Here is a 24,543-nt window from a genome sequence, read left to right as displayed (position 1 = left end):
ACACTCACCGGCGGCGGCGGTGCCTGTCAACCGCGCGCTGACCTGCACCGACGCGCAAAGGAGCAGGTCAGAGGCGGGCCCGTCCGCTCGCGATCGGCGCCGAAAACCTCACCCTTTCGGCGTGTCGCCGCCGCGACACGCCCACTGGTCCGCGCCAGTGGTCCAGCCGTCTAGACGGCGGACCGCACCAGCGCGAGCACCTCCCGGCGCAGGACCTTGCCCATCGGGTTGGTGGGCAGCTCCTCGAGGACCACGAACCTGCGCGGCACCTTGTACGCCGTGAGCGTGCGGCGGGCGTGTGCCTCGAGGTCGGCGGGGTCGGGGACGGCGCCCGGGGCCGCGACGACCGCGGCGACGACCTGCTCGCTGCCCGAGCCGTCGGGCACCCCCACCACCGCTGCGTCCGCGACGTCGGGGTGCTCGCGCAGGGCCGCCTCGACCTCGCTGGGGTAGACGTTGAAGCCGCCGGTGATGATCAGCTCCTTGACCCGGTCGACCACCGTGAGGAAGCCGTCGGGCGCCATCGTCACGACGTCGCCGGTGCGGAACCAGCCGTCGTGGAACGCAGCCTGGGTCTCCTCCGGCCGCCCGCGGTACCCGGCGAACACCTGCGGACCCCGGACGAGCAGCTCACCGGGCTCGCCGAGCGGCACGTCGCGGGAGGGGTCGTCGCGGTCGACGACCCGGACGTCGACGTCGGGGAACGGCACCCCGATGGCCCCGGGCCGCCGGGCCGGCGACATCGGGTTGCCGACGATCACCGGCGAGGTCTCGGTGAGGCCGTAGCCCTCGACCAGCAGCCCGCCAGTGGCGGCCTCCCACCGCTCGACCAGGTCGGCGGGCAGGGGCATCGCCCCGGACAGCGCGTACCGGATCCCGTGCAGCGACACGCCGCGCCGCTCGGCCTCCTCGGCGATCCGGCGGTAGAGCGGCGGGACGGCCGGCACGAAGGTCGGCACCCGGCGGCGGACGGCGTCGAGCACGAGGTCGACGTCGGGCTTGGGCAGCAGCACGAGCCGGGCGCCGAGGAGCACGCCGGCCAGCAGGGAGATCGTGATGCCGTAGGCGTGGAAGAGCGGCAGGGCGACCAGGAAGGTCTCCTCCCCCTCCCGGAGGCCGGGCACCCAGGCGCGGCCCTGCACGCAGTTCGCCATCAGGTTGCGGTGCGTCAGCTCGGCGCCCTTCGGCGTCCCGGTGGTGCCGGAGGTGTAGAGCACCAGGGCGACGTCGTCGGGCGTGGGGCGCGGATGGTCGGCGGCGATCCGGTCCGACGCCACCAGCCGCGCGTACGGCACCGTGCCCGGCGCGGCGGCGGTCAGCTCGGCGCGCGCCCGGCGGGCCTTGGCGACCGGCAGCCGCAGGGCGACCCGCTTGGCCAGCGGCAGCGCGGCGGTGAGGTCGACCGCGACGACGTGCTCGAGCGCGGAGCCGTCGCGCAGCGCCTCGACCACCGGTGCGGCCTTGTCCCACACGACGGCCACGCGGGCCCCGTGGTCGCGGAACGGCGCCCGCAGCTCCTCGGCGGTGTAGAGCGGGTTGTGCTCGACCACCACCGCGCCGAGGCGGAGCACCGCGAAGAAGGTGACGACGTGCTGCGGGCAGTTCGGCATCAGCAGCGCGACCGGGTCGCCGCGCCCGACGCCCAGCCGCCGCAGCCCCTCGGCGACCCGCTCGACCTGCTCGGCCAGCCCGGCGTACGTCGTGGTGCGGCCGAGGAAGTCCAGCGCGGGCCGGGCTCCGTGCCGCGCGACGGTCAGCTCGAGCTGGTCGACGAGGGAGCGGTCGGGGTGGTCCAGCCGCAGCGGCACCCCGGGTGCGTAGGAGTCGGCCCACCGGGGTGCTTCGGTCGTCACTGTCGTCCTCCTGGAGCGGCTGCTGTCGGCGCCGTCACGCTACGCCGCGGCGCGGTTCCGGGACGCGAGGGTGCGCGACGTCGGGGCGGGCATGCGGCGCGGGCCACACACGGGTCCGGCCGACCCGGTCCGGCTCCTCAGGGGCGCACACCGAGCAGCTGGCGGGCCATGCCGGCGTAGAGGTCGGCGAGCTGCTCGAGACCCATCGGGCCGCTGGCGTCGTACCACCGCGCGACGCCGCTGCACATCTCCAGCAGTGCCCGTCTGGCGACCGCCGGGTCGCCGACCACGAAGACGCCGCTGGCGGCCCCGGCGTCGATCGCCTGCTGCCACACCCGCTCGTAGCGGTCGCGCAGCGCGACCACCTCGGCGCGGGCCTCCCCCGTCAGCGCGGCCAGCTCGCCGTCCACGACGCGTGTCTCGCGCGGCCGCTCGGCATGGCTGACCACGTGGGCCCGGACCAGGGCGTCGACCCGGGCGACCGGGTCGGGGTGCGCGGCGGTCGCGGCCTCCGCGTCGCCGAGCAGCCGGTCCAGGCACTCACGCATGATCGCCGCGAGCAGGTCCTCCTTGGTGCCCATGTAGTGGTAGAGCGACGCCGAGGACAGCCCGGCCCGCTCGGCGAGCTGGCGGATGCCGACCCCGTGGAAGCCGCGCTCGGCGAACAGCTCCAGGGCCGCCTCCCGCACCCGTTCCCCGGCTCCCGCCACGTCTCCTCCTCCGGACCGCTTGTGCCGGCCGCCCGCCGCGGCCTACGGTCACCCTAGCCCGATCGATCGATCGATCGGCAAAGATGTGAGGAGGATTGCGCGTGGTCGTCCGCTACGAGCTCGACGGGCAGGTGGCACGGATCGTGCTCGACCGGCCCGAGCGGCTGAACGCCGTCACCGCCGAGCTGACCGACCGGCTCGTCGACGCCCTGCGCCGGGCGATGGCCGACGACGCCCGGGCCGTCGTGCTGAGTGGCGCCGGCCGCGCCTTCTGCGCCGGGCACGACCTCAAGGAAGAGCCGCCCGCCGAGACCGTGCTGCAGACCCGCGCGCGGCTGGAGGCGATCCAGGACGTCACCCGGCTCGTCCGCGAGCTGCCGGCGCCCGTCCTGGCCGCGGTGCACGGCTACGCCCTCGGCGCCGGGTGCGAGTTCGCGCTGGCCTGCGACGTCGTCGTCGCCGCCGAGGACGCCGCGTTCGGGTTCCCCGAGGTCGGCGTCGGGCTCTCGGTGACCGGTGGCGTCTCCCGGCTGCTCCCCCACCTCGTCGGCTGGGCCCGCGCCAAGGAGCTGCTGCTGCTCGGCGAACGGGTCAGCGGTGTCGAGGCTGCGCGGATCGGGATGGTCGCGCGTGCCGTTCCTGCCGATGACCTCGAGGAGGTCGCGCTCGACCTGGCCCGCCGGCTGGCCCAGCGCCCTCCCCTGGCGGTCAGCCTGGCCAAGCAGGTCCTCGACCAGGGGCTCGACGCGAGCTTCGGGGAGGCCCTCGCCCGCGAGGTCGACCACGCGGTCCTCACCTCCCTGTCCGGCGAGGGCGCCGCCCCGCGTGAGGCGTTCGTCCGTGGCTGAGCAGCCTGACCTCCCCCGTGACTCGACCGGCGGCCTCCCCGCGGACCTGGTGGTCGCGCTCGAGCGCGCCGCGGCCACCTGGCCGGACCGGCCGGCGTGGACCTTCGAGGCGGCCGACGGGGGCGCCACCGTCCTCACGTTCGCCGAGGTGGCCGAGCGGACGGCGTCGTACGCCCAGGCGCTGCGCGAGCTCGGCGTGCGGCCCGGCGACCGGGTGGCGGTGGTGCTCGGGAACGAGCCGGGCTTCCCGCTGGCGTGGCTGGCGCTCGTCCGGCTCGGCGCGGCCATCGTGCCGCTGAACGTCCGGTACCGCTCGGCCGACGCCCAGCACCTGGTCGACGACGCCGGCGTGCGGCTGGCGGTCACGGCCGCGGACCACCGGGCGGTGCTGGACGGCCTGGACCGCCCGCCGCGGGTCGTGCTGGTCGAGGAGCTGCGGCCGACCGCGCCGTACGTCCAGGGCCCGGTCGACCCCGGGGCCGTCGTCAACGTGCAGTACACCTCCGGCACCACCGGCCGGCCCAAGGGCTGCCTGCTCACCCACGAGTACTGGACCACCCTCGGCTCCTCGATGCTGCGCGAGTTCCCCCACCTGACCGGCGACGACGTCATGCTGACCGCTCAGCCCTTCCACTACGTCGACCCGCAGTGGAACGTCGTCAGCGCGCTGCTCGCGGGCGCGCACCTGGTGGTGCTCGACGGGTTCCACCCCTCGACGTTCTGGCAGCGGGTCCGTGCGCACGGGGTGACCTACTTCTACTGCCTGGCGTCGATGCCGGTGCTGCTGCTGCGGATGCCGCCGGACGCCGCGGACCGTGCCCACCGCGTGCGCGCCGTGCAGTGCTCGGCGATCCCGCCGTCGCTGCACGCCGAGCTCGAGGAGCGCTGGGGCGTGGGGTGGTACGAGGCGTTCGGGATGACCGAGACCGGGGCCGACATCCGGGTCACCGACGCCGACCACGACGAGCTGGTGGGGAGCGGCTGCCTGGGACGCCCGGCGGGTCACCGCGAGGCGACGGTCGTCGACGGCGAGCTGTGGCTGCGCGGGCCGGGGATGATGACCGGCTACCTCGGCCACCCCAGCCCGTTCCGGGACGGCTGGTTCCCCACGGGCGACCTGGCCCGCACCGACGAGCACGGCCGGGTCTTCCTCCAGGGCCGGCTCAAGGACATGATCCGGCGCAGCGGCGAGAACGTCGCGGCGCACGAGGTCGAGGAGGTGCTGATGAGCCACCCGGGGGTGCGTCTCGCGGCCGTCGTCGGCGTCCCCGACGAGGTGCGCGGCGAGGAGGTCATGGCGTACGTCGTCGCGCCGGGCCTGGCGGCCGACCAGGTCCCGGCGGTGCTGGCCGCGTGGTGCGGGGAGCGGCTCGCGCCGTTCAAGGTGCCGAGCCGCTGGGCGGTCCGCGACGACCTCCCGCTCACCGCGTCGCACCGGGTCGCGAAGGCGCAGCTGGCATGACCGGCACGCGTGCCGGGACCCTCCGTGCCGACCTGCTGCTCACCAACGCCCGGGTCCGGACGCTCGGCGGCCGCGACCGCTCGGCGGTCGCAGGATCGGTGGCGATCCTCCACGGCCGGGTCGTGGCGCTCGAGGACGTCCCGGCGCACCGGGTCGTGGACCTCGACGGCGCGACGGTCGTGCCGGGCTTCCACGACGCCCACAACCACATGGCGTGGTACGGGCTCTCCCTGGCCGAGGTCGACCTCCGGGTGCCCTCGCTGGCCGACCTGTACGACGCGGTCGCGGCGCGGGCCGCGGGCCTCGGCCCCGACGAGTGGGTGGTCGGCGCCGGGTACGACGAGAACAAGGTCGGCGCCCACCCCGACCGGGACGCCCTGGACCGCGCGGCCGGTGGCCGTCGGGTCTGGCTCAAGCACGCCTCCGGGCACATGTGCGTGGTCTCGTCCGCGGTGCTCGCCGACCTCGGCATCGCCGACGCGCCGGTCGAGGTGCCCGGCGGGCGGGTGGTCACCGACGACGCCGGCCGCCCGACGGGGCTGCTCGAGGAGACCGCCCAGTCGCTGCTGTCGCCGCTCGTGCTCCCCTACCCGGTCGCCACGCTGGTCCACGCGGTCGAGCGCGCCGGGCACGCGTACCTCGCCGAGGGGATCACCAGCGTCGTGGAGGCCGGCGTGGGCGGTGGCTGGATCGGGAAGAGCCCGGTCGAGGTCGCCGCGTACCAGGCCGCGCGCGACGCCGGCCGGCTGCCCGTCCGGGTCGAGCTGATGGTCGCCGCCGACGTCCTCCGACCGCTGACCGCCCACCCCGCCGACGACCTCGGCACCGGGATCGACCTCGGCATCCGCACCGGGCTCGGCGACGACCGGCTGCGGATCGGGCCAGTCAAGGTCTTCTCCGACGGCTCCCTGATCGGGCACACCTGCGCGATGACCGAGGACTTCACCGACACCCCCGGCACGCGCGGCTACCTCCAGGACGACGCCGCGGCGCTGCGCGACCGGATCCTCCAGGCCCACCGGTCCGGGTGGCGCGTCGCCGCGCACGCCATCGGCGACGCCGCCATCGACCTCGTCCTCGACGCGTACGCCGAGGCGCAGCGCCGCTGGCCCCGGCCGGACGTGCGGCACCGGATCGAGCACTTCGGGGTGGCGCGCCCCGACCAGGTCACCCGGTCCGCCGAGCTCGGTGTGGTCCCCGTCCCCCAGGGGCGCTTCGTCGGCGAGATCGGCGAGGGGATGCTCCGCGCGCTCGGGCCGGAGCGGGCCGGCTGGGCCTACCGCGGGCGGTCGCTGCTCGACGCCGGGATCGTCGTGCCCGGCAGCTCGGACCGGCCGGTCGTCGAGGGGCGGCCGCTGGTGGGCATCCACGACCTGGTCAACCGGACGACCGAGGGTGGTCGCGCGCTGGGCCGCGAGGAGGCGCTGACCGGCCTGGAGGCGCTCACGGCGTACACCCTGGGGTCGGCGTACGCCTCGCACCAGGAGCACGAGCGCGGGCAGGTGCTGCCGGGGCGGCTGGCGGACCTCGCCGTGCTCTCGGACGACCCGGCGAGCGTCGACCCGTCCCGGATCCGGGACATCGAGGTGCTCCGCACGGTCCTCGGCGGACGGCTGGTGCACGGATGAGCACGCTGGTCGAGGTCGCCGACCTCTCCCCCACCGACCTGGCGCGGGTCCGGGAGATCTACGAGGCGTCGTTCCCCGACGAGCTCACCGCGCCGTTCGAGGACCTGCTGGTGGACCGGCTCCTGGTCTACGTCGACGAGGACGGGCCGGCCGGCCTGGCGCTGGTGCGCGACCTCGGCCCCACGACCTGGACGTTCCTGCGCTACTACGCCGTCGGGCGCCGCGGCCGCGGCACGGGCTCGGCGATGTGGGCGCACCTGACCGCCCTGCTGGCGACCGAGGGACGCACGCGGCTCGTGTGGGACGTCGAGGACCCCGCGGAGCCGGGGCTCGCCGCCGACCTGGTCGAGGAGCACCGGAGGCGGATCGTCTTCTACGAGCGGCTCGGTGGCCGGCTGCTCCCCGTGCACGACTACGAGCCGCCGCACGACGACGGCCACGCGCCGCGGCTGCTGCTCATGGACACCCCGCTCGGCGTCGGCGACGACGCTCCGCTGCGCGCCGTGGTGGAGGCGGTCTTCCGCTGGCGCTACGGACGCGAGCCAGGTGACCCCGTCGTGCGCCGTACGTTGAACGCGAGCGGACTGATCTGACCGAAGATCTTCCGGCGTGGTGCTGGTGATGCCGCAAAGATGACGTTAACGTGCCGCCATGAGCATCGAGACCTCCATCGGCCTGGAGACCGGCCAGCCCTACCCCTACCGCCGGGTCGAGCTGGTCGAGCCCGACTGGACACGCTTCCCCGGCTGGCGCGACGTCACCCGGGCCGACTGGGAGTCGGTGCAGTGGCAGCGCTCGCACTGCGTCAAGAACGTCAAGCAGCTGCGTGACCTGATGGGCGACCTGCTCGACGAGCGCTTCTACGCCGACCTCGAGCGCGACCAGCGCGAGCGCGCGACCATGTCGATGCTCGTGCCCCCGCAGATGCTCAACACGATGGTCCCCCACGCGACGCCCGCCGGGCCCGGGTCCCTGACCGAGGCCTTCTACGGCGACCCGTTGCGGGTCTACATGATCCCGGTGTTCTCCGACCGGCGCACCGACTGGCCCTCGCACCCCTACGCGAGCCGCGACTCGCTCCACGAGCACGACATGTGGGTGGCCGAGGGGCTGACCCACCGCTACCCGACCAAGGTCCTCGCCGAGCTGCTGCCGACCTGCCCGCAGTACTGCGGCCACTGCACGCGGATGGACCTCGTCGGCAACTCCACCCCCGCCGTCGACAAGCTGAAGTTCCTCGCCAAGCCGAACGACCGGCTCGAGGCGATGGTCGACTACCTGCGTCGTACGCCGAGCGTCCGCGACGTCGTCGTCTCCGGCGGGGACGTGGCCAACATGCCGTGGCCCCGCCTCGAGGCGTTCGTGACCGCGCTGCTCGAGGTCGAGAACATCCGTGACATCCGGCTGGCCACCAAGGCGCTGATCGGCCTGCCGCAGCACTGGCTGCAGGACGAGGTCCGCGCCGGCGTGGAGCGGGTGGCCACCCTCGCCCGCTCCCGCGGGGTCGCGCTCGCCATCCACACCCACGCCAACCACGCGCACTCGGTGACGCCGCTCGTCGCCGACGCCGCCCGGGCGATGCTCGAGGCCGGCGTGCGCGACGTGCGCAACCAGGGCGTCCTCCTCGACGGCGTGAACGCCGACCCGCACGCCCTGCTCGACCTGTGCTTCGGCCTGCTCGACGGCGCCGGGATCACGCCGTACTACTTCTACATGTGCGACATGATCCCCGCCGCCGAGCACTGGCGGGTCTCGTTGGCCGACGCCCAGCGCCTGCAGACCGCGATCATGGGCTACCTCCCCGGCTTCGCGACGCCGCGGATCGTCTGCGACGTGCCGTTCGTCGGCAAGCGGTGGGTGCACCAGGTGACGGCGTACGACACCGAGCGCGGCGTCTCGTCGTGGACGAAGAACTACCGCACGTCGATCGAGGCGGCCGACCCCGAGGCGCTCACCCGCACCTACGACTACTACGACCCGATCCACACCCTGCCCGCCGCCGGACGCGCCTGGTGGGCCGAGCGGGCCGCCCTCGACGCCCAGCTCTCCCTGACCTGACCGCCCACTGGTCGAGCAGGCGAGCGCCAGCGAGCCGTCGTCGGGACCCGGTGAGGTACCCACCGCCCCAGGCCGCTCGCGGGGTCTCGACGACGCTCACGCCCTAGCGGGCCTTCGCTGCTCGACCAGCGGTGGCGTCCTGCTGGTCGAGCAGGCGAGCGCCAGCGAGCCGTCGTCGAGACCCGGTGACGTACCCACCGCCCCGGGCCGCTCGCGGGGTCTCGACGACGCTCACGCCCTAGCGGGCCTTCGCTGCTCGACCAGCGGTGGCGTCCTGTTGGTCGAGCAGGCGAGCGCCAGCGAGCCGTCGTCGAGACCCGGTGAGGTCGTGTTGGTCGAGCAGGCGAGCGCCAGCGAGCCGTCGTCGAGACCCGGTGAGGTACCCACGGCCTTGCCCAGCGACCCTGCCCGCTGCTCGACCGGCGGCCGTCAGCCCTCGTCGACCTCCGGCTCGGCGCCCCGGACCGGGCGGTTCTCGTAGAACGTGTTGAGCACGATCGTCGTGCGGGTGGAGACGTTGGCGGCGGCGCGGATGCGCGCCAGCAGGCCCTCCAGGGCCGACGGCGTCTCGGTCCTGACCTTGAGGATGTAGGACTCCTCCCCCGCGACCGACCAGCAGGACTCGATCTCGCTGATCGCGCGGAGCCGGTCCGGGGAGTCGTCGGGCTGGGAAGGGTCGATCGGGCGGATCGAGATGAACGCCGTCAGCGGCAGCCCGACCTGCTCGTGGTCGACCGTCGCGCCGTACCCGAGGATCAGGCCACGCTGCTCGAGGCGCTTGACCCGCTGGTGGACCGCCGAGGTGGACAGGCCGGTCGCCTTGCCGAGGTCGGTGAAGGACATCCGTCCGTCGGTCGCGAGCAGCTCGAGGATGTGCCGGTCGGTTGCCTCGACGTCGGGAGCGCTCACGGCGGCCACCCTAGCCACGCCGGGCGCCCGGCGGGTGCGGGCGTCCGGATCGGTGGCGACGGCGCCCGCTCAGGTTCTGACAGGATGCGCCCGTGACCACCCAGCCCGGCCGCCTGATGCTCCTCGACACCGCCTCCATGTACTTCCGGGCCTTCTTCGGCGTGCCGGAGATCAAGGCGCCGGACGGTACGCCGGTCAACGCGGTCCGCGGCCTGCTGGACTTCATCAGCCGGCTGGTCGACGACTACCGACCGACCGACCTGGTCTGCTGCTGGGACAACGACTGGCGGCCGGAGTGGCGGGTCGACCTGCTGCCGTCGTACAAGGCGCACCGGGTCGTCGAGGAGGTCGCGGGCTCCCCCGACGTCGAGGAGGTCCCCGACCCGCTGGGCGTCCAGGTGCCGATCATCCGCGAGGTGCTGGAGGCCTTCGGCATCTGCGTGCTGGGTGCGGACGGCTACGAGGCCGACGACGTCATCGGCACCCTGGCCACCGGGGCCGGCCAGCCCGTCGACGTGGTGACCGGTGACCGGGACCTGTTCCAGCTGGTCGACGACGAGGCGGACGTGCGGGTCCTCTACATCGCGCGGGGGGTCGGCAACCACGAGCGGGTGACGAACGACTGGGTGCGGGCGAAGTACGGCGTCGACGCCCGCCAGTACGCCGACTTCGCCACGCTCCGCGGGGACGCCTCCGACGGCCTCCCCGGTGTCGCCGGTGTCGGTGACAAGACCGCCGCGAGCCTGCTCGGGCGCCACGGCGACATGGCAGGCATCCGGGCGGCGGCCCTCGACCCGGACTCCGGCATGGGGCCCGGCCCGCGCGCCAAGCTCGCTGCCGCCGCCGACTACCTCGAGGTCGCACCGCGGGTCGTCGCCGTCGCGCGGGACATCGACCTCGACCGCTCCCGCACGTCGCTGCCGACGACACCACGCGACCCCGAGCGGCTCGCCGCCCTGGCCGAGAAGTGGGCTCTCGGCAGCCCCGTCGAGCGGCTCACCGCGGTCCTGGCTCGCTGACGGGGGACCTCACCGGCGCGTCCGTACGGTGGGGTGCATGAGTCAGATCGCCATCGTCGGGGGCCACGGCAAGGTGGCCCAGCACCTCATCACGACGCTCGCCGCGCGCGGGCACACGCCCGTCGCGCTCGTCCGCAAGGAGGAGTACCGCGACGAGCTGGAGGAGAAGGGCGCGGTCGTGCGGATGCTCGACATCGAGCAGCAGGACGCCGCGGCGTTCGCCGAGGCCTTCGAGGGCTGCCACGCGGTGGTCTTCGCCGCGGGTGGTGGCCCCGACGGCAACGTGGAGCGGAAGCGCACCGTCGACCTCGGCGGCTCCCTGAAGTCGATCGAGGGCGCCCGCACGGCCGGCATCGAGCGCTTCGTCCAGGTCTCGGCCATCGGCGTCGACGAGCCCCTCCCCGACGACGCCGAGGACGTCTGGAGGGTGTACGTCGAGGCCAAGCGCGACGCCGACGCCGCCCTGCGAGAGAGCGGGCTGGCCTGGACGATCATCCGCCCCGGCGCCCTCACCGACGACCCCGGGACCGGCCTGGTCACCCTCGCCGAGTCCGTCGAGCGCGGCGAGGTGACCCGCTCCGACGTGGCCGGCGTGCTCGCCGTCTGCCTGGACGAGGACGCCACCATCGGCCACCAGTGGGAGCTGGTCGGCGGCGACACCCCGATCGCGGACGCGGTCGCCGCCGCGTCCTGACCCCTCCGCGGTCCCGCCCAGCGGGGTAGTCCGCCACGCGAGCGCCCTTGCGGGACCGTTCCGGGGCGCAGGTGTGCCGGACTACCCCCCCCGCCGGGCGTCCACCGGCCGCAGCGACCGCCCGACCGGACCAGCGGCGGGGCGTCAGTCCGCCAGGCCGGAGTACGCCACGACGCCGCGGCGCAGGCGCTTGACGACGTCGCGGGCGGTGCCGCGGAGCGGGGTTTCGCCCGCCGCGTCGGCGACCTGGCCCGCGAGGTCGAGCAGCTGCTTCATCCAGCGCACGAAGTCGCCGGCGCCGAGCTCGGAGGCCCCCAGCACGTCGTCGAGCTCGTCGCCCTCGGCCCAGCGGTAGGCCATCCAGGCGAAGCCGAGGTCGGGCTGGCGCAGGAAGTCGAGCCGGTGCTCCTTCTCGAGCCGGTCGAGGTCCCCCCACAGCCGGCCCATCTCCTCGACGACCCCGCGGACGCGGCCACCGGGGATGCGCGGGGAGGACTGGTCGTCGGCGCGGCGGGCCTCGAAGACCAGCACCGACAGGACGGCCGCGAGCTCGGAGGCGGTGAGGTCGTCCCAGAGCCCGTTGCGCATGCACTCGGCGGCCAGCAGGTCCATGTCGGAGTAGATCCGCATCAGGTGCCGACCGCGGTCGGTGACCTCCTCGCCCTGGAGGTAGTCCAGGACGGTGAGCACGTCGCAGACGCGGTCGAACTGGCGCGCCACCGTGTTGGTCCGCTGCTCCACCCGCCGGGCGAGGGTCTGGGCGTCGCGCTCGAGCTTGAAGTAGCGCTCGGCCCAGCGGCTGTGGTCCTCCCGCTCCGGGCACGCGTGGCACGGGTGCTCCTTGAGCTTCCGGCGCAGCTCGGCCACCTCGGGGTCCAGCCCGGCGTCGCCGGGCGAGGACTTCCGCCGCAGCTGGGCGGGGGGCAGGTCGCGGGTCCGGGTGCGCAGCGCCGCAGCGAGGTCCCGGCGCATCTGCGGGTTGCGCCCGTTGAAGCTGCGCGGCACCCGCAGCCGGGCGAGCGACTCCACCGGCGTCTGGAAGTCGATCATCCCGAGCCGGCGCGCCTGGCGGTCCAGGGTGACGACGTAGGGCCGCGGGCCCTCGTCGCTGTAGCCGGGGTCGACCACGACGGCGTACCCGGCGAACTTCCCCGACGGCACGTCGATCACGTCGCCGACCTTGAGCCGCGCGAGGGAGGCGATCACCTCGTCGCGACGGTCCTGCCGGCGTGCGCGGCTGGCGTCCTTCTCCAGGTCCGAGATGCGGCGGCGGAGCCCGGCGTACTCCATGAAGTCGCCGAGGTGGCACTGCGCGGCGTCGCGGTAGCCCTGCAGCGCGTCCTCGCTCTTGCGCAGCTGGCGGGCCAGGCCGACGACGGCCTTGTCGGCCTGGAACTGGGCGAAGGACTGCTCGAGCAGCTCGCGGGACCGCGCCCGGCCGAACTGGTTCACCAGGTTGACCGCCATGTTGTACGACGGGCGGAACGACGACCGGAGCGGGTAGGTGCGGGTGGAGGCCAGGCCGGCGAGCTCGCGCGGGTTCATGCCCGGCTGCCACATGACCACGCCGTGGCCCTCGACGTCGAGCCCGCGACGGCCGGCGCGACCGGTGAGCTGGGTGTACTCCCCCGGCGTGATGTCGGCGTGGTTCTCGCCGTTCCACTTGGTGAGCTTCTCGATGACGACCGTGCGAGCAGGCATGTTGATGCCGAGCGCGAGCGTCTCGGTCGCGAAGACCACCTTGCACAGCCCGCGGAGGAACATCTCCTCCACGCACTGCTTGAACGCCGGCAGCATGCCCGCGTGGTGGGCGGCGACGCCGCGGGTCAGCCCCTCGAGGAAGTCGTGGTAGCCCAGGACGTGCAGGTCCTCCTTGGCCAGGTGCCGGGTGGCCTCCTCGACGTAGGCGTGGATCTCGTCGCGCTCGGCGGGCGTGGTGAGCCGGACCCCGGCGTTGAGGCACTGGGTGACGGCCGCGTCGCAGCCCACGCGGCTGAAGATGAAGACGATGGCCGGCAGCAGGTTCTCCCGCTCGAGCCGGTCGATCACGTCGTACCGGCTGGGGATCCACACGCGCCGGCCGTTCCCGACCTGGCGGGCTCCCCGGGCACCCGAGCCCCGCGCGGAGCGGCGGTCCTTGATGCGGGACGCCGCCCAGTCGTCGCGGGCCACCTTCATCAGCTCGTCGTTGACCGGAGCGCCCTCCTTGACGAAGCCCGCCGCCGCGTCGACGTCAGAGGAGGCGAACAAGTCGAGCAGCCGGCGGCCCACCATCACGTGCTGGTAGAGCGGCACGGGCCGCTTCTCCTCCACGATGGTGGCGGTGTCGCCGCGGACGGTCTCGAGCCACTCGCCGAACTCCTCGGCGTTGGAGACCGTCGCCGAGAGCGACACCAGCGAGACCGACTCGGGGAGGTGGATGATGACCTCCTCCCAGACCGCGCCGCGTGACCGGTCGGCGAGGTAGTGCACCTCGTCCATCACGACGTAGCCGAGGCCGATCAGCGTGCGCGACCCCGCGTAGAGCATGTTGCGCAGCACCTCGGTGGTCATCACCACGATCGGTGCCTCGCCGTTGACGACGTTGTCGCCGGTCAGCAGGCCGACCTGCTCGGGCCCGTAGCGCCGGACGAGGTCGTTGTACTTCTGGTTCGACAGCGCCTTGATCGGCGTCGTGTAGAACGCCTTGCGCCCGGTCGCGAGCGCCAGGTGGATCGCGAACTCGCCGACGATCGTCTTGCCGGACCCGGTGGGCGCGGCGACGAGCACGCCGCGGCCCTCCTCGATGTGCTCGCAGGCGCGCACCTGGAAGTCGTCGAGGGGGAATTCGTGGAGGGCCCGGAAGTCCTTGAGGACGGGGTGCTGCTTGGTCGCCCGGTACGCCGCGTAGCGCTGCGCGGGGCTGAGCTGGTCGGTCTCGGGCTCCTCGGCGCTCATGCGAGAACGGTAAGCGCGCCGGGCGCGGACTCGACGGTCAGGGGCAGCGGGCCGAACCGCTCGCCGTCGGCGTACGACACGATCCCCGGTGCGGCCACGGTCACGCGGCGCGCCCGGTGGTGCTCGTACTGCGGCAAGCGGGTGTGGGTGCCGGCGAACAGGCGGGGGTAGGCCCGCACGAGGCCGGCCTTGCTCAGCGGCTTGATGATCACGACGTCCAGCATGCCGTCGTCGAGCAAGGCGCCCTCGGTGATCCGCAGCCCGCCGCCGAAGGAGGGGCCGTTGCCGACCGCCACGAGCATGGCGTCGGTGCGGATCCGGTGCCCGTCGACCTCGATCGTGTACGGCAGCGGCTCGAAGACGCGCAGCTCGGCGAGGGTGGCGAGGTTGTAGCGCATCTGGCCGCGCGGCCACGTCATGGCGTTCGCGCGCTCGTTGACGATCGCGTCGAACCCGGCGGCGAGCACGCTGACGAAGTACCGCGAGCCCGACCGCGCGAGGTCGATGGTGCGGGTGCGGCCCGCGAGGACCCGGTCGGCCGCCGCGAGCGGGTCGGTCCGCGGCAGGTCGAGGGACCTCGCCACGTCGTTGCCGGTGCCGGCCGGGACCAGGCCGAGCGGGACGCCGGTGCCGGCGAGCACCTGGACGGCGAGGTGCGTCATCCCGTCACCGCCGCAGACCACGACCGCCTCGACGCCGTCGGCGACGGCGGCGTGCGCCAGGTCCCGCGCCTCGTCGGCGTCGCGGCCGACGAGGTCCCGGACGGACAGGCCGGCGTCGCGGAACCGCCCGAGCGCGGCGGTGCGGTGGCGGGCGCCGCGGCCCTTGCCGGCGGAGGGGTTGGTCAGGAGCGCGATCTCGCGGGAGCTGCCGGCCACGCGCAGGAACCTACCGCCGAGCGGCAGCCGCCGACGCCGATCGGTCGATCAGCCGATCGGGTCGTGCGCGAGCCGCCGGGACCGGTGGCGCGCCATCCGGGCCCACACGACCTGCTGGAGGGCCAGGGTGGCCCAGCCGGCGAGCACCATCCCGCCGATGTTCACGGCCAGCTGGAGCACGCTGCCGACGATCTCCTCGGTCGCCCCGAACGCCACGCCGAGCGCGACGTTGCCGGCCGCAGGCACCGTGGTGACGGAGATGAAGACGCCCGACAGGCCGCCGACCTTCGCCGAGGTCAGGGACAGCACGCCCGCGGCGGCGGCGATGAGCGCCACCACGAAGGACCACCGGTCCGGCGAGTAGATGAAGTCGGTCCCCGGCCGGTCCCCCGTCACGTCCGAGGCGTGCACCCAGCCGAGCCACCGCGCCGCCAGCGCGGCGAGGGTCGCGGTGCCGATCGCGGCGGCGAAGCCGACCACCAGCGTCCGGGCCGCCCGCGCGAAGAGGGTGCCGCGGCGGCGCACCGCCGCCAGGCCCAGCGCGGCGATGGCCACGAACTCCGGCCCCAGGACCATCGCGCCGATCACCAGCACCTGGGAGTCGACGACGATCGCGACCGAGGCGAGCAGCGTCGCGAGGGTCATGAACGCCAGGTAGGTCCAGTTCAGCTCGGACTCCTCGTACGCCCGCTGGGTGACGTCGGCCCAGACCACGGCGTCGGCGCTGGACCCCGGCGTGTGCCGCTCGGCGTCGTAGCCGGCGCGGGAGACCCAGGTCGTCACGGGCTCGACGTGGATCGTCCCGCACTCGGGGAGCCCGAGCCGGTCGAGCCGGTCGAGGAGGTCGTTCGCGGCCTCCCGGGCCACGTCGACGAGCACGATGTCGCCGGCCGGGCGGACCGAGGCGCCCGCCATGACCGCGAGCTGGCTGACGGCGGGGTCGTCGTGGAAGACCGCGACGACCTGGTCGGTCAGCGCGGCCGGGGAGGTGATCCGCAGGTGCAGCACGACACGCAGTGTGCACCCCGCCGACCGGGCAGGCGCGGTGCCGTCGCCCTAGTGGGAGCGGCGGTCGCTGCCGATGCGCAGGAGCGCGGCGTAGCGGTCGGGGTCCGCACCCACGGCCCGCGCCAGCCGCTCGAGGGCGTCGAGGACGCGGTCGGCGGTGAACGCCGTCCCCGGCACGGCCAGCGCGAGCCGGTCGTCGCGGCGCACCAGGTCGACCTGGCCGTGGCGCCAGGCCTGGTGGGCGCGTCGACGAGCGTCCTCGTCGGCGACGGGCGCCGGCCACGCCTCGTCGAGGGCCAGCAGGTCGCAGGGGAACTCCTCGGCGCCTCCCTCGAGGGTGCCACGCACGAGGTGGCCGGTGCGTACGCCGGCCTCGGGGGTCCAGAGCACGTCGCCCTCCCCCAGCCAGTCCGGGAGGCCGAAGGGGTCCTGCGGCGCGAGCGGCGCGGGCGTCACAGCGGCGACAGCGCGTCGTCGTCCCACTGGTCGGTGCTCCCGGCACCGCGCCCGCGGGAGCGGTCGACCAGCCGGGCGACCACCTCGGCCACCACGAAGAGCACGAGCATCGGGAGCGCGAGCATCAGCATGGAGAAGGGGTCGGTCGACGGCGTGGCCACGGCGGCGAAGACGAACGTGCCGATGATGATCCAGGGGCGGTACCGGCCGAGCGCCTTGCCGGTCACCACCCCCGCCAGGTTGAGCATGATGACGAACAGCGGGATCTCGAAGGCGACGCCGAAGACCAGCAGCATCCGGGTGAAGAAGCCGAAGTACTCGCCGAACTCGACGAGGTTCTCCAGGCCCTCGGGGGTGAAGCCGATGAGGACCTCGAGGCCCTTGGGCAGCACGTAGTAACCGGTCGCGACGCCGATGATGAAGATCGGCCCGGCGATCGCGGCGAAGACCCGCGTCCAGCGCCGCTCGTGGGCGTGCAGGCCGGGCACGATGAACGCCCAGATCTGGTAGAGCCAGAACGGGCTGCTCGCGACGATCGCCGCGACGCCGGCGAGCTTCAGCTGCAGCAGGAGCGGGCCGCCGGCCGAGGCGATGTACGCCTTGGTCTCGACACCGGGCAGGGCCGCCTGGGCGTCGTAGTACGGGTCGAGGATCAGGTCGAGCAGGTAGGGGTCGTAGAAGACCAGGCCGACCGCGAAGGCGATGAGGAAGAACACGACCGCCTTGAGCAGCCGCGCCCGGAGCTCACGGAGGTGGTCGGACAGCGCCATGCGGCCGTCCGCGCCCACCGGGTGGTGCGGTCGACCCCGGAAGAGGTCGAAGACCCCGGAGATGGACAAGCGACCCGGATCAGGCGGTGTCGCCGCGGCGCTGGCGCTCGGTCTCGGCGTCCAGCAGCGCCTGCTGGCGAGCCTCGATCTCGCGCTGCTCGGGCGTCTTGGCCGCCTCGTCCTCGTCGTCGTCCATCAGGCCCTTGGTCTCGGCCTTGAAGATGCGCAGGGCGCGACCGCTGCCGCGGGCCAGCTCGGGGAGCTTGGAGGCACCGAACAGCAGGATCAGCACGGCCAGGATGATGAGCAGCTCGGTGGTGCCGAGGCCTGCGACGAGCGGGAGCATGAGGATCCTCACGGGTGCTGTGGAGCCGGGCGGTGTGTCGTGGACCATCCTACGCCCGGTTGGTCGTAAAGGCTGAGCGCATCCTGTGCCGCCGCCCTGAACGTCTCGGTGAACTCTCGGGGTACGACGACCTGCGCGTCCGGCGCGAGCCGCAGCAGCAGCCGGAGCAGCCACCGGTCCTCGGCCACGACGAGGTCCACCTCGAGCGAGCCGTCCGCGCCGGTGCGGACGCCCTCGACGGGGTAGTACTCGGTCACCCACCGCGCGGGCGGCTCCAGCCGCAGGGTCACCCGACGGGTCTCGTCGGACTGGCTGAAGATCCCCTCGCTGAGGTCGCGCGGCGCCGCCGGCTCGGTATCGATCGGCCGGTCGAGCACCTCGAGGTCGCGGATCCGGTCCAGCCGGAAGAGGCGCGGGGCCTCGGCGCCGTGGTCCCACGCGTCCAGGTAGGACCACCCGTGGTGGTTCACCACCCCGCGCGGGTCGACCACCCGCTCGGACTGCTCGTCGCGGCTCGGCACCCAGTAGGTCATCCGGACCTGCCGGCGTCGGTCGGCCGCCTGCTGGAGCCGGGTGGCGCGCAGCGCGAGGTCGACGTCCGCGGCGTCGAGGCCGGGGTCCACCCGGGGAGCCGCCTCGGCCGCGGCCGCCTCGAGCTTGCCCAGCGCGCGGTCGACGATCTCGCGCGTCTCCTCGCCGGCGCCGCCGCGCAGTGCGCGGAGCGCCACGATGATCGCCGTCGCCTCCGTCGGGGTCAGCCGCAGCGGTCGGGCGAGGTAGTCGGCGTTGGAGATCCGGATGACCCCGTCGGCCTCCGGTCCCTCGAGGGAGTCCAGGTCGACGTCGATCAGGTCGTCGGGGTAGCCGCCCGGCAGGCCGACCATCAGCAGCACCTTGAGGTCCTTGACGACCTGGTCGGCCGGCACGCCGAGGGCCGCCGCCGCGTCGTCGACGCGGACCTGGTCGTGGGCGTGGAGGTACGGCACGAGCGCCAGCAGCCGCGCGACCTGGTCCTTGGCACCGCTGGCCGGCTGCTTCGCCGGCGCCGGGGTGGTGCGTCGCGGGCTCACGACACCTGCTCCGAGGTCGCGCCGGCCAGGGCGACGGCCGCGGTCAGCCGCTCGACGACCTGGTCGCGCAGCCACGCGGGCTCCTCGACCAGCACGTCGGCCCCGTGGGCCAGGATCTCGTCGGCCGCGCCGGGGATCCCCCGGGTCAGCACCAGCCGGTCCCACGGGGTCCGGTCATCGGGGCCGGGCACGCCGGCCTCGGTCTCGTCGGCGTTGCGGCGCAGTGCGTGCCCGGCGCCGGCGCGCACCAGCACGACGGTGCGGTCGCTGCTCGGCGGTGGCGCCAGCCGACGGGCGACGGCCCGCACGTCGGTGCCCGGCGGGACGTCGTACGACCCCGGCTCGCCGGTCCGGCGGGCCTGCCCCTGGACGCGGGAGAGCCGGAAGACGCGCTCGGCGCCGCGGTCGGTGTCGAGGCCCACGACGTACCAGCGGCCCGAGTAGCGCGCGACGCCCCACGGCTGCAGGTGCCGCAGCGTCGGCGTGGTCGCACCGCTGCGGAGGTACTCGAACTCCACCGGCGTCCGCTCGGTGGTGGCCTCGAGGAACACGTCGAACGACGGCTCGTCGGCGCTCAGCCGCGGCTCGACGATGTCGAGGGCACTGACGTCGACGGGCACGCCGAGCGCGACCAGCTTGCGGACCGCCTCGGTCGTGGCGTCGGCCAGCCGCGCGTGCTCCCACACCTTGGTGGCCAGCGCGATGACCGAGGCCTCGTCGGCCTCCAGGTCGATCGCGGGCAGCGCGAACTCGTCGGGACGGATGCGGTAGCCGGGCTCGTCGTCGAAGTAGGCGTCGATCTGCCCGACCTCGATCGGCACGCCGAGCGAGCGCAGCTCGTCCTTGTCGCGCTCGAACATCTTCTCGAACGCCTCGTCGCTGGTACCCGGGTAGAGGATCGACCGGATCCGCTCCTTGGGCACGAACCGGCGCTGGACGAGCAGCATGATCAACAGGTTGAGCAGGCGCTCGGTCTTCTTGCCGGTCGTCCCGCTCACCGCACTCCTCCACTCACCTGCGTACGCCCCGGCCGCGGGCGGCCGGGGCGTCGCGACGCGTCACTTCGCGGAGACGATGTCCACGACGAAGTAGAGCGTGCTGCCGGCCGGGATGCCCGGCTGCTCCTGGTCACCGTAGCCGAGGTCCGGCGGGATCGAGAGCAGGACGCGGCTGCCGACCTTGAGGCCGGAGAGGCCGAGGGTCCACCCCTGCACGACCTGCTGCAGGGAGAACTCGGCGGGCTGCTTGGAGAAGCTCTCGTCGAACGGCTTGCCGCCGCCGTACACCATGCCGAGGTAGTCGGCCTTGACCGTGCTGTCCTCGGTGAGCGTCTTGCCCTTGCCCTCGCGGACGACGTGGCGCAGCAGGTCGCCCTCGGCGTCGGGCTTGGGCAGGCCCTTGAAGTCCAGCCGGACCGGGTCGCCCTTCGCGCCGAAGACGATGCGGGGGACCTGACCGGCGCCGACGTCCTTGGGCTTCGGCGGGACGTACTCCTCGACCAGGTCGACGAGGACCAGGACCGAGTCCTTGTTGGCGATGTTCAGGCCCGGGTTGCCGGCCTCGCCGAAGGCCTCGTCGGCCGAGGCCGTGACCGCGACGCGCGAGCCCAGCTTCTGGCCGTCGAGCACGTCGGCGAAGATCGGCGCGAGGTCGTCGCCGACCGTCAGCGTCTGGGGCTGCTTGTCGTCGTAGGTGCTGTAGGACTTCTCCTGGGTGAAGCCGTTGCCGATCCAGATGTTGGTGACGACCTGGTCGCCGTCCTCGAGCTCCTCGCCGTCGCCCTCGACGAGGGTCTCGGTCTCGATGTCGTCGGCGGACATCCTGCCCTTCCACTCGACCTTCGGCTGCTCACCGACGTCACCGGAGACGCTGACGGCGTCGAGCCGCTCGCGGTCGCCGGAGGTGGTCCCCTCGCCCTCGTCGTCGCCGCACGCGGTCAGCGAGGCGGCCAGCAGGGCCGGCAGCAGGACAAGAGCAGGACGACGCAGACGTCGATACACGGAGTTCACCTTCAGGAGCTGGGCGGGTCGGAGCGGCGCCACCCTACAAGCGGTGGCTGAGAGAACCCTGGACGAGGCCCGCCACGACGCCGGCCGCCGGCCGGGTCACATGCCGTCGATGAGCCGCTGCACCCGCTCGTCGTACGCCCGGAACGGGTCCTTGCACAGCACGGTGCGCTGCGCCTGGTCGTTGAGCTTGAGGTGCACCCAGTCGACGGTGAAGTCGCGCCGGCGCTCCTGCGCCTTGCGGATGAACTCGCCGCGCAGCCGGGCACGGGTGGTCTGCGGCGGCACCGACTTGGCCTCGAAGATCTTCAGGTCGGTGGTCACCCGGGCGACCTTGCCCCGCTTCTCCAGCAGGTAGTAGAGCCCCCGACCTCGGTGGATGTCGTGGTAGGCGAGGTCGAGCTGCGCGATCCGCGGGTGCCCCAGCGGGAGGCCGTGCTTGGCGCGGTAGGCCTCGATGAGCTTCCACTTGATGACCCAGTCGATCTCGCGGTCGACCAGGCCGAGGTCGTCGGACTCGATTGCCTTCAGCCCGCGCTCCCACAGGTCGAGGGCCTGCTCGATGACCGGGGTGCTGATCCCGCGGCGGTCCACGAAGTCACGGGCCTTGGAGAGGTACTCCCCCTGGATCTCCAGCGCGCTCGCCTCCCGGCCGTTCGCGAGGCGCACCTTGCGCGTCCCGGTGACGTCGTGGGAGATCTCGCGGATGGCCCGGATCGGGTTCTCCATGGTGAGGTCGCGCATCACGACCCCCTCCTCGATCATGCGCAGCACCAGGTCGCAGCTGGCGACCTTGAGCATGGTCGTGGTCTCGCTCATGTTCGAGTCGCCGACGATGACGTGGAGGCGGCGGTACTTCTCCGCGTCCGCATGCGGCTCGTCGCGCGTGTTGATGATCGGGCGGCTGCGCGTGGTGGCGCTCGAGACCCCCTCCCAGATGTGCTCCGCACGCTGGCTGACGCTGAAGCCGGCGCCGCGCGGGGTGTGGGTCACCTTGCCGGCGCCCACGACGATCTGGCGGGTCACGAGGAACGGGATCAGCACGTCGGCCAGGCGGGAGAACTCGCCGCTGCGGCCGACCAGGTAGTTCTCGTGGCAGCCGTAGGAGTTGCCGGCCGAGTCGGTGTTGTTCTTGAACAGGTAGATCTCGCCGGCGATGCCCTCGTCGTGGAGCCGCTGCTCGGCGTCGAGCAGCAGCCCCTCGAGGACCCGCTCCCCCGCCTTGTCGTGGGTGACCAGCTCGGTGATGTCGTCGCACTCGGGGGTGGCGTACTCGGGGTGGCTGCCCACGTCGAGGTACAGCCGGGCGCCGTTGCGCAGGAAGACGTTGCTCGAGCGGCCCCAGCTCACGACCTTGCGGAACAGGTAGCGCGCGACCTCGTCGGGCGAGAGGCGGCGCTGGCCCTTGAACGTGCACGTGACGCCGTACTCGTTCTCGATCCCGAAGATCCGGCGGTCCATGGATGCACACTACGCACCGCCTGGTCGTCAGGGGTGGAACCGACGACGTACGCAGGCACCAGCGGGTCGAGCGGGAGGCGCCCCGGCGCCGGGCCCGTTGGTCGAGCGTCGTCGAGACCCGGTGAGGTGCCCACCGCCGAGCCCGTTGGTCGAGCAGGGAGGCGCGCCAGCGCCGAGCGTCGTCGAGACCCCGTGAGGTGCCCACCGCCGAAGGGACGGTCACCAGGTCTCGACGACGGCTCGCCAGGGCTCGCCTGCTCGACCAGCGGGTACGCCGCGCCGCGCTCTGCTGGTCGAGCAGGGAGGCGCGCCAGCGCCGAGCGTCGTCGAGACCCGGTGAGGTGCCCACCGCCGGGCCCGTTGGTCGAGCAGGAAGGCGCGCCAGCGCCGAGCGTCGTCGAGACCCGGTGAGGTACCCGCCGCCGAAGAGACGGTCACCGGGTCTCGACGACGGATCGCCGGGGCTCGCCTGCTCGACAAGCGGGTACGCCGCGCCGCGCGCTGCCGGCGCCGAGCGTCGTCGAGACCCGGTGAGGTGCCCACCGCCGAAGGGACGGTCACCGGGTCTCGACGGCCTCGCCGGCTCGACCAGCGGCGGGTCAGGCGGGCGGGGCGACCGGCGGGTCGTCCTCCGGGTGCACCTGGGACGGCGAGGTCTCGCCGCGGCCGCCGAGCAGCACCTCGAGCCGAGCCGGGGACAGGCGGCTGAACTTCCGCTGCTGGCCGCGGCTGCGGTCCAGGACGGCGACCTCGAGGTCGTCGACGGGGATGACGCGGTCCTCGGTGTCGGTGTGCCCGAGCGCGGCGACCGCGGTCTTGAGCGCCTCCTCGAGCCCCGCGCCCTGGCGGTAGTGCTGCTTGAGGTGGGAGGTGACGACCTCCGCGGCGCCGCCCATGACGGCGTACCCGTGCTCGTCGGCGACCTGGCCGTCGTAGGTGAGGCGGTAGATCTGGTCCGAGGACGGCTCGTCGCCGATCTCGGCGACGAAGATCTCCACCTCGTAGGGCTTCTCGCCGCCGCTGGAGAAGATCGTGCCGAGCGTCTGGGCGTAGGCGTTGGCCAGCCCGCGGCCGGTCACGTCGCGCCGGTCGTAGGCGTAACCGCGCATGTCGGCGAGCCGCACGCCGGCGATCCGCAGGTTCTCGAACTCGTTGTAGCGCCCGACCGCGGCGAAGGCGATCCGGTCGTAGATCTCGGAGACCTTGTGCAGCGCCTGGGAGGGGTTCTCGGAGACGAACAGGACGCCGTCGGCGTACTGCACCGCGACGACCGACCGGCCGCGCGCGATGCCCTTGCGCGCGAAGTCCGCCCGGTCCTTCATCAGCTGCTCGGGCGAGACGTAGAACGGGGTGCTCATCGCACGTCACCTCCGGTCGAGGGGCCGGTCGAGGGACCGGTCAGGGGCGCGGCGGGCCCGTCGGGGCGGTTCATCCGCCCGGCGATCACCCGGTCGGCGATGGCGGCGACCTCCTCGTCGGACATCCGGCGGCCGCCCTCGGCGGTGATCACCTGCACGACCGGGAAGATCCGGCGGGTCAGGTCCGGCCCGCCCGTGGCGGAGTCGTCGTCGGCGGCGTCGTACAGCGCCTGGACGACGACGGTCACGCAGTCCTCGGGGCTGAGGTCCTCGCGGTAGAGCTTCTTCAGCGCCCCGCGGGCGAACAGCGAGCCGGAGCCGACCGAGTGGAACGCCGTCTCCTCGTAGCGGCCGCCGGTGACGTCGTAGCTGAAGATCCGGCCCTGGCCGGCCTGCAGGTCGTAGCCGGCGAAGAGCGGCACGACCGCGAGCCCCTGCATGGCCATGCCGAGGTTCCCGCGGATCAGGGCGGCGAGCCGGTTGGCCTTGCCGTCCATCGACAGCGTGGTGCCCTCGATCTTCTCGTAGTGCTCGAGCTCGGTCTGGAAGAGCCGCACCATCTCGACGGCGAGGCCGGCGGTGCCGGCGATGCCGACGGCGGAGAACTCGTCGGCTGGGAAGACCTTCTGGATGTCGCGCTGGGCGATGATGTTGCCCATCGTGGCGCGGCGGTCACCGGCCATCACCACGCCGCCCGGGAAGGTCGCCGCAACGATCGTGGTGCCGTGCGGAGCGAGGTCGCCGGCGTTGCCCGGGGGCACCGCCCGGCGCGCGGGGAGCAGGTCGGGGGCCTGGTCGGCGAGGAAGTCGGCGAACGACGAGACGCCCGGCTGCAGGTAGGCAGCGGGCAGGCGGGGGTCGGTCACTGGCCGCCCTTCTGGATGAACGACTTCACGAAGTCCTCGGCGTTGGTCTCGAGGACGTCGTCGATCTCGTCGAGGATGTCGTCGACATCGCTGTCCAGGGCTTCCTTGCGCTCCGCGACATCGGTCTCCGGGGCGGTCTCGACGACCTCCTCGGTCTCCGAGGACCTCTTCGGCTGCTTCTGCTCCTGTGCCATGCCTCGACCCTA

General features: G+C 73.4%; 23 protein-coding genes. 7 read left to right on the top strand and 16 right to left on the bottom strand.

The genetic code is table 11. The features are described 5' to 3' along the window. Positions 1 to 170: 170 nt before the first annotated feature. Both OSR43_RS10545 and OSR43_RS10540 read right to left on the bottom strand, forming a co-directional pair. Positions 171 to 1,853, bottom strand: coding sequence for a long-chain-fatty-acid--CoA ligase (locus OSR43_RS10545; protein ID WP_302271470.1), 1,683 nt, complete (start codon positions 1,851 to 1,853; stop codon positions 171 to 173). A gap of 137 nt (positions 1,854 to 1,990) precedes the next feature. After that, positions 1,991 to 2,563: a TetR/AcrR family transcriptional regulator gene (locus OSR43_RS10540; RefSeq protein ID WP_302271468.1), complete on the bottom strand. Its 573-nt coding sequence runs from the start codon at positions 2,561 to 2,563 to the stop codon at positions 1,991 to 1,993. Between the two features lie 101 nt (positions 2,564 to 2,664). Here OSR43_RS10540 and OSR43_RS10535 point away from each other — a divergent pair, with 101 nt between their 5' ends. Genes OSR43_RS10535 through OSR43_RS10515 form a run of 5 tightly spaced genes read left to right on the top strand, consistent with a single transcriptional unit; the run spans position 2,665 to position 8,559 of the window. Continuing rightward, positions 2,665 to 3,411: an enoyl-CoA hydratase/isomerase family protein gene (locus tag OSR43_RS10535; RefSeq protein WP_302271465.1), complete on the top strand. Its 747-nt coding sequence runs from the start codon at positions 2,665 to 2,667 to the stop codon at positions 3,409 to 3,411. After that, on the top strand, positions 3,404 to 4,873 hold the full coding sequence (locus tag OSR43_RS10530; RefSeq protein WP_302271463.1) for an AMP-binding protein: 1,470 nt from the start codon (positions 3,404 to 3,406) through the stop codon (positions 4,871 to 4,873). Before OSR43_RS10535 ends, OSR43_RS10530 begins: the two co-directional genes overlap by 8 nt. Then, complete coding sequence (locus OSR43_RS10525) at positions 4,870 to 6,501, top strand: amidohydrolase (RefSeq protein WP_302271461.1); 1,632 nt, start codon at positions 4,870 to 4,872, stop codon at positions 6,499 to 6,501. Before OSR43_RS10530 ends, OSR43_RS10525 begins: the two co-directional genes overlap by 4 nt. Then, a complete protein-coding gene (locus OSR43_RS10520; protein ID WP_302271460.1) occupies positions 6,498 to 7,094 on the top strand; it encodes a GNAT family N-acetyltransferase in 597 nt (198 codons plus the stop codon). The genes OSR43_RS10525 and OSR43_RS10520 overlap by 4 nt, the downstream gene beginning before the upstream one ends. A 58-nt stretch (positions 7,095 to 7,152) precedes the next feature. Continuing rightward, positions 7,153 to 8,559, top strand: a complete 1,407-nt coding sequence (locus OSR43_RS10515; protein ID WP_302271459.1) for a KamA family radical SAM protein — start codon at positions 7,153 to 7,155, stop codon at positions 8,557 to 8,559. A 429-nt stretch (positions 8,560 to 8,988) separates the two neighbouring features. Here the strand turns inward: OSR43_RS10515 and OSR43_RS10510 are convergent, their stop codons facing one another. Then, positions 8,989 to 9,468, bottom strand: coding sequence for an Lrp/AsnC family transcriptional regulator (locus OSR43_RS10510; protein ID WP_302271458.1), 480 nt, complete (start codon positions 9,466 to 9,468; stop codon positions 8,989 to 8,991). 116 nt (positions 9,469 to 9,584) lie between these two features. Between OSR43_RS10510 and OSR43_RS10505 the strand changes: the two genes are divergently transcribed. Continuing rightward, on the top strand, positions 9,585 to 10,487 hold the full coding sequence (locus tag OSR43_RS10505) for a 5'-3' exonuclease (RefSeq protein ID WP_302271659.1): 903 nt from the start codon (positions 9,585 to 9,587) through the stop codon (positions 10,485 to 10,487). A 37-nt stretch (positions 10,488 to 10,524) separates the two neighbouring features. Then, complete coding sequence (locus OSR43_RS10500) at positions 10,525 to 11,181, top strand: SDR family oxidoreductase (RefSeq protein ID WP_302271456.1); 657 nt, start codon at positions 10,525 to 10,527, stop codon at positions 11,179 to 11,181. 144 nt (positions 11,182 to 11,325) lie between these two features. Here the strand turns inward: OSR43_RS10500 and OSR43_RS10495 are convergent, their stop codons facing one another. From OSR43_RS10495 to OSR43_RS10435, 13 genes are all read right to left on the bottom strand, one after another. Next, positions 11,326 to 14,118, bottom strand: coding sequence for an RNA helicase (locus OSR43_RS10495; protein ID WP_302271454.1), 2,793 nt, complete (start codon positions 14,116 to 14,118; stop codon positions 11,326 to 11,328). Continuing rightward, a complete protein-coding gene (locus OSR43_RS10490) occupies positions 14,115 to 14,996 on the bottom strand; it encodes a diacylglycerol kinase (RefSeq protein ID WP_302271452.1) in 882 nt (293 codons plus the stop codon). Before OSR43_RS10490 ends, OSR43_RS10495 begins: the two co-directional genes overlap by 4 nt. Before the next feature lie 48 nt (positions 14,997 to 15,044). Next, the gene (locus OSR43_RS10485; RefSeq protein WP_302271450.1) at positions 15,045 to 16,004 is read right to left on the bottom strand and encodes a DUF389 domain-containing protein; all 960 of its coding nucleotides are present in this window, start codon (positions 16,002 to 16,004) and stop codon (positions 15,045 to 15,047) included. Positions 16,005 to 16,052: 48 nt separating this feature from the next. Next, a complete protein-coding gene (locus tag OSR43_RS10480; RefSeq protein WP_302271448.1) occupies positions 16,053 to 16,460 on the bottom strand; it encodes a hypothetical protein in 408 nt (135 codons plus the stop codon). After that, positions 16,457 to 17,299 carry a twin-arginine translocase subunit TatC gene (gene tatC, locus OSR43_RS10475; RefSeq protein ID WP_302271447.1) on the bottom strand — a complete coding sequence of 281 codons (843 nt, stop codon included), beginning with the start codon at positions 17,297 to 17,299 and terminating at the stop codon, positions 16,457 to 16,459. The genes OSR43_RS10480 and tatC overlap by 4 nt, the downstream gene beginning before the upstream one ends. Before the next feature lie 10 nt (positions 17,300 to 17,309). Beyond that, positions 17,310 to 17,576 carry a Sec-independent protein translocase subunit TatA gene (gene tatA, locus OSR43_RS10470; RefSeq protein WP_302271446.1) on the bottom strand — a complete coding sequence of 89 codons (267 nt, stop codon included), beginning with the start codon at positions 17,574 to 17,576 and terminating at the stop codon, positions 17,310 to 17,312. An 8-nt stretch (positions 17,577 to 17,584) separates the two neighbouring features. Next, positions 17,585 to 18,646 carry a YafY family protein gene (locus OSR43_RS10465; RefSeq protein WP_302271445.1) on the bottom strand — a complete coding sequence of 354 codons (1,062 nt, stop codon included), beginning with the start codon at positions 18,644 to 18,646 and terminating at the stop codon, positions 17,585 to 17,587. Further along, positions 18,643 to 19,644, bottom strand: a complete 1,002-nt coding sequence (locus OSR43_RS10460; protein WP_302271443.1) for a YafY family protein — start codon at positions 19,642 to 19,644, stop codon at positions 18,643 to 18,645. The genes OSR43_RS10465 and OSR43_RS10460 overlap by 4 nt, the downstream gene beginning before the upstream one ends. A 60-nt stretch (positions 19,645 to 19,704) precedes the next feature. Continuing rightward, positions 19,705 to 20,646 (bottom strand): FKBP-type peptidyl-prolyl cis-trans isomerase, encoded by a 942-nt coding sequence (locus OSR43_RS10455; RefSeq protein WP_302271441.1) that lies wholly within the window; start codon positions 20,644 to 20,646, stop codon positions 19,705 to 19,707. Positions 20,647 to 20,751: 105 nt separating this feature from the next. Continuing rightward, a complete protein-coding gene (gene pafA / locus OSR43_RS10450; protein WP_302271439.1) occupies positions 20,752 to 22,113 on the bottom strand; it encodes a Pup--protein ligase in 1,362 nt (453 codons plus the stop codon). Between the two features lie 599 nt (positions 22,114 to 22,712). Continuing rightward, a complete protein-coding gene (gene prcA / locus OSR43_RS10445; protein ID WP_302271436.1) occupies positions 22,713 to 23,471 on the bottom strand; it encodes a proteasome subunit alpha in 759 nt (252 codons plus the stop codon). After that, entirely contained in the window at positions 23,468 to 24,337 is an 870-nt protein-coding gene (prcB, locus tag OSR43_RS10440; protein WP_302271433.1) for a proteasome subunit beta, read from the bottom strand. The genes prcA and prcB overlap by 4 nt, the downstream gene beginning before the upstream one ends. After that, positions 24,334 to 24,531 (bottom strand): ubiquitin-like protein Pup, encoded by a 198-nt coding sequence (locus OSR43_RS10435; protein WP_302271430.1) that lies wholly within the window; start codon positions 24,529 to 24,531, stop codon positions 24,334 to 24,336. The genes prcB and OSR43_RS10435 overlap by 4 nt, the downstream gene beginning before the upstream one ends. Positions 24,532 to 24,543: the final 12 nt, after the last annotated feature.

Origin of the sequence: Nocardioides sp. Arc9.136 (assembly GCF_030506255.1) — a bacterium.
GTDB lineage: Bacteria > Actinomycetota > Actinomycetes > Propionibacteriales > Nocardioidaceae > Nocardioides.
Note: the sequence above shows the minus strand (reverse complement) of the source record. Positions and strands in the feature narration are given on the sequence as shown.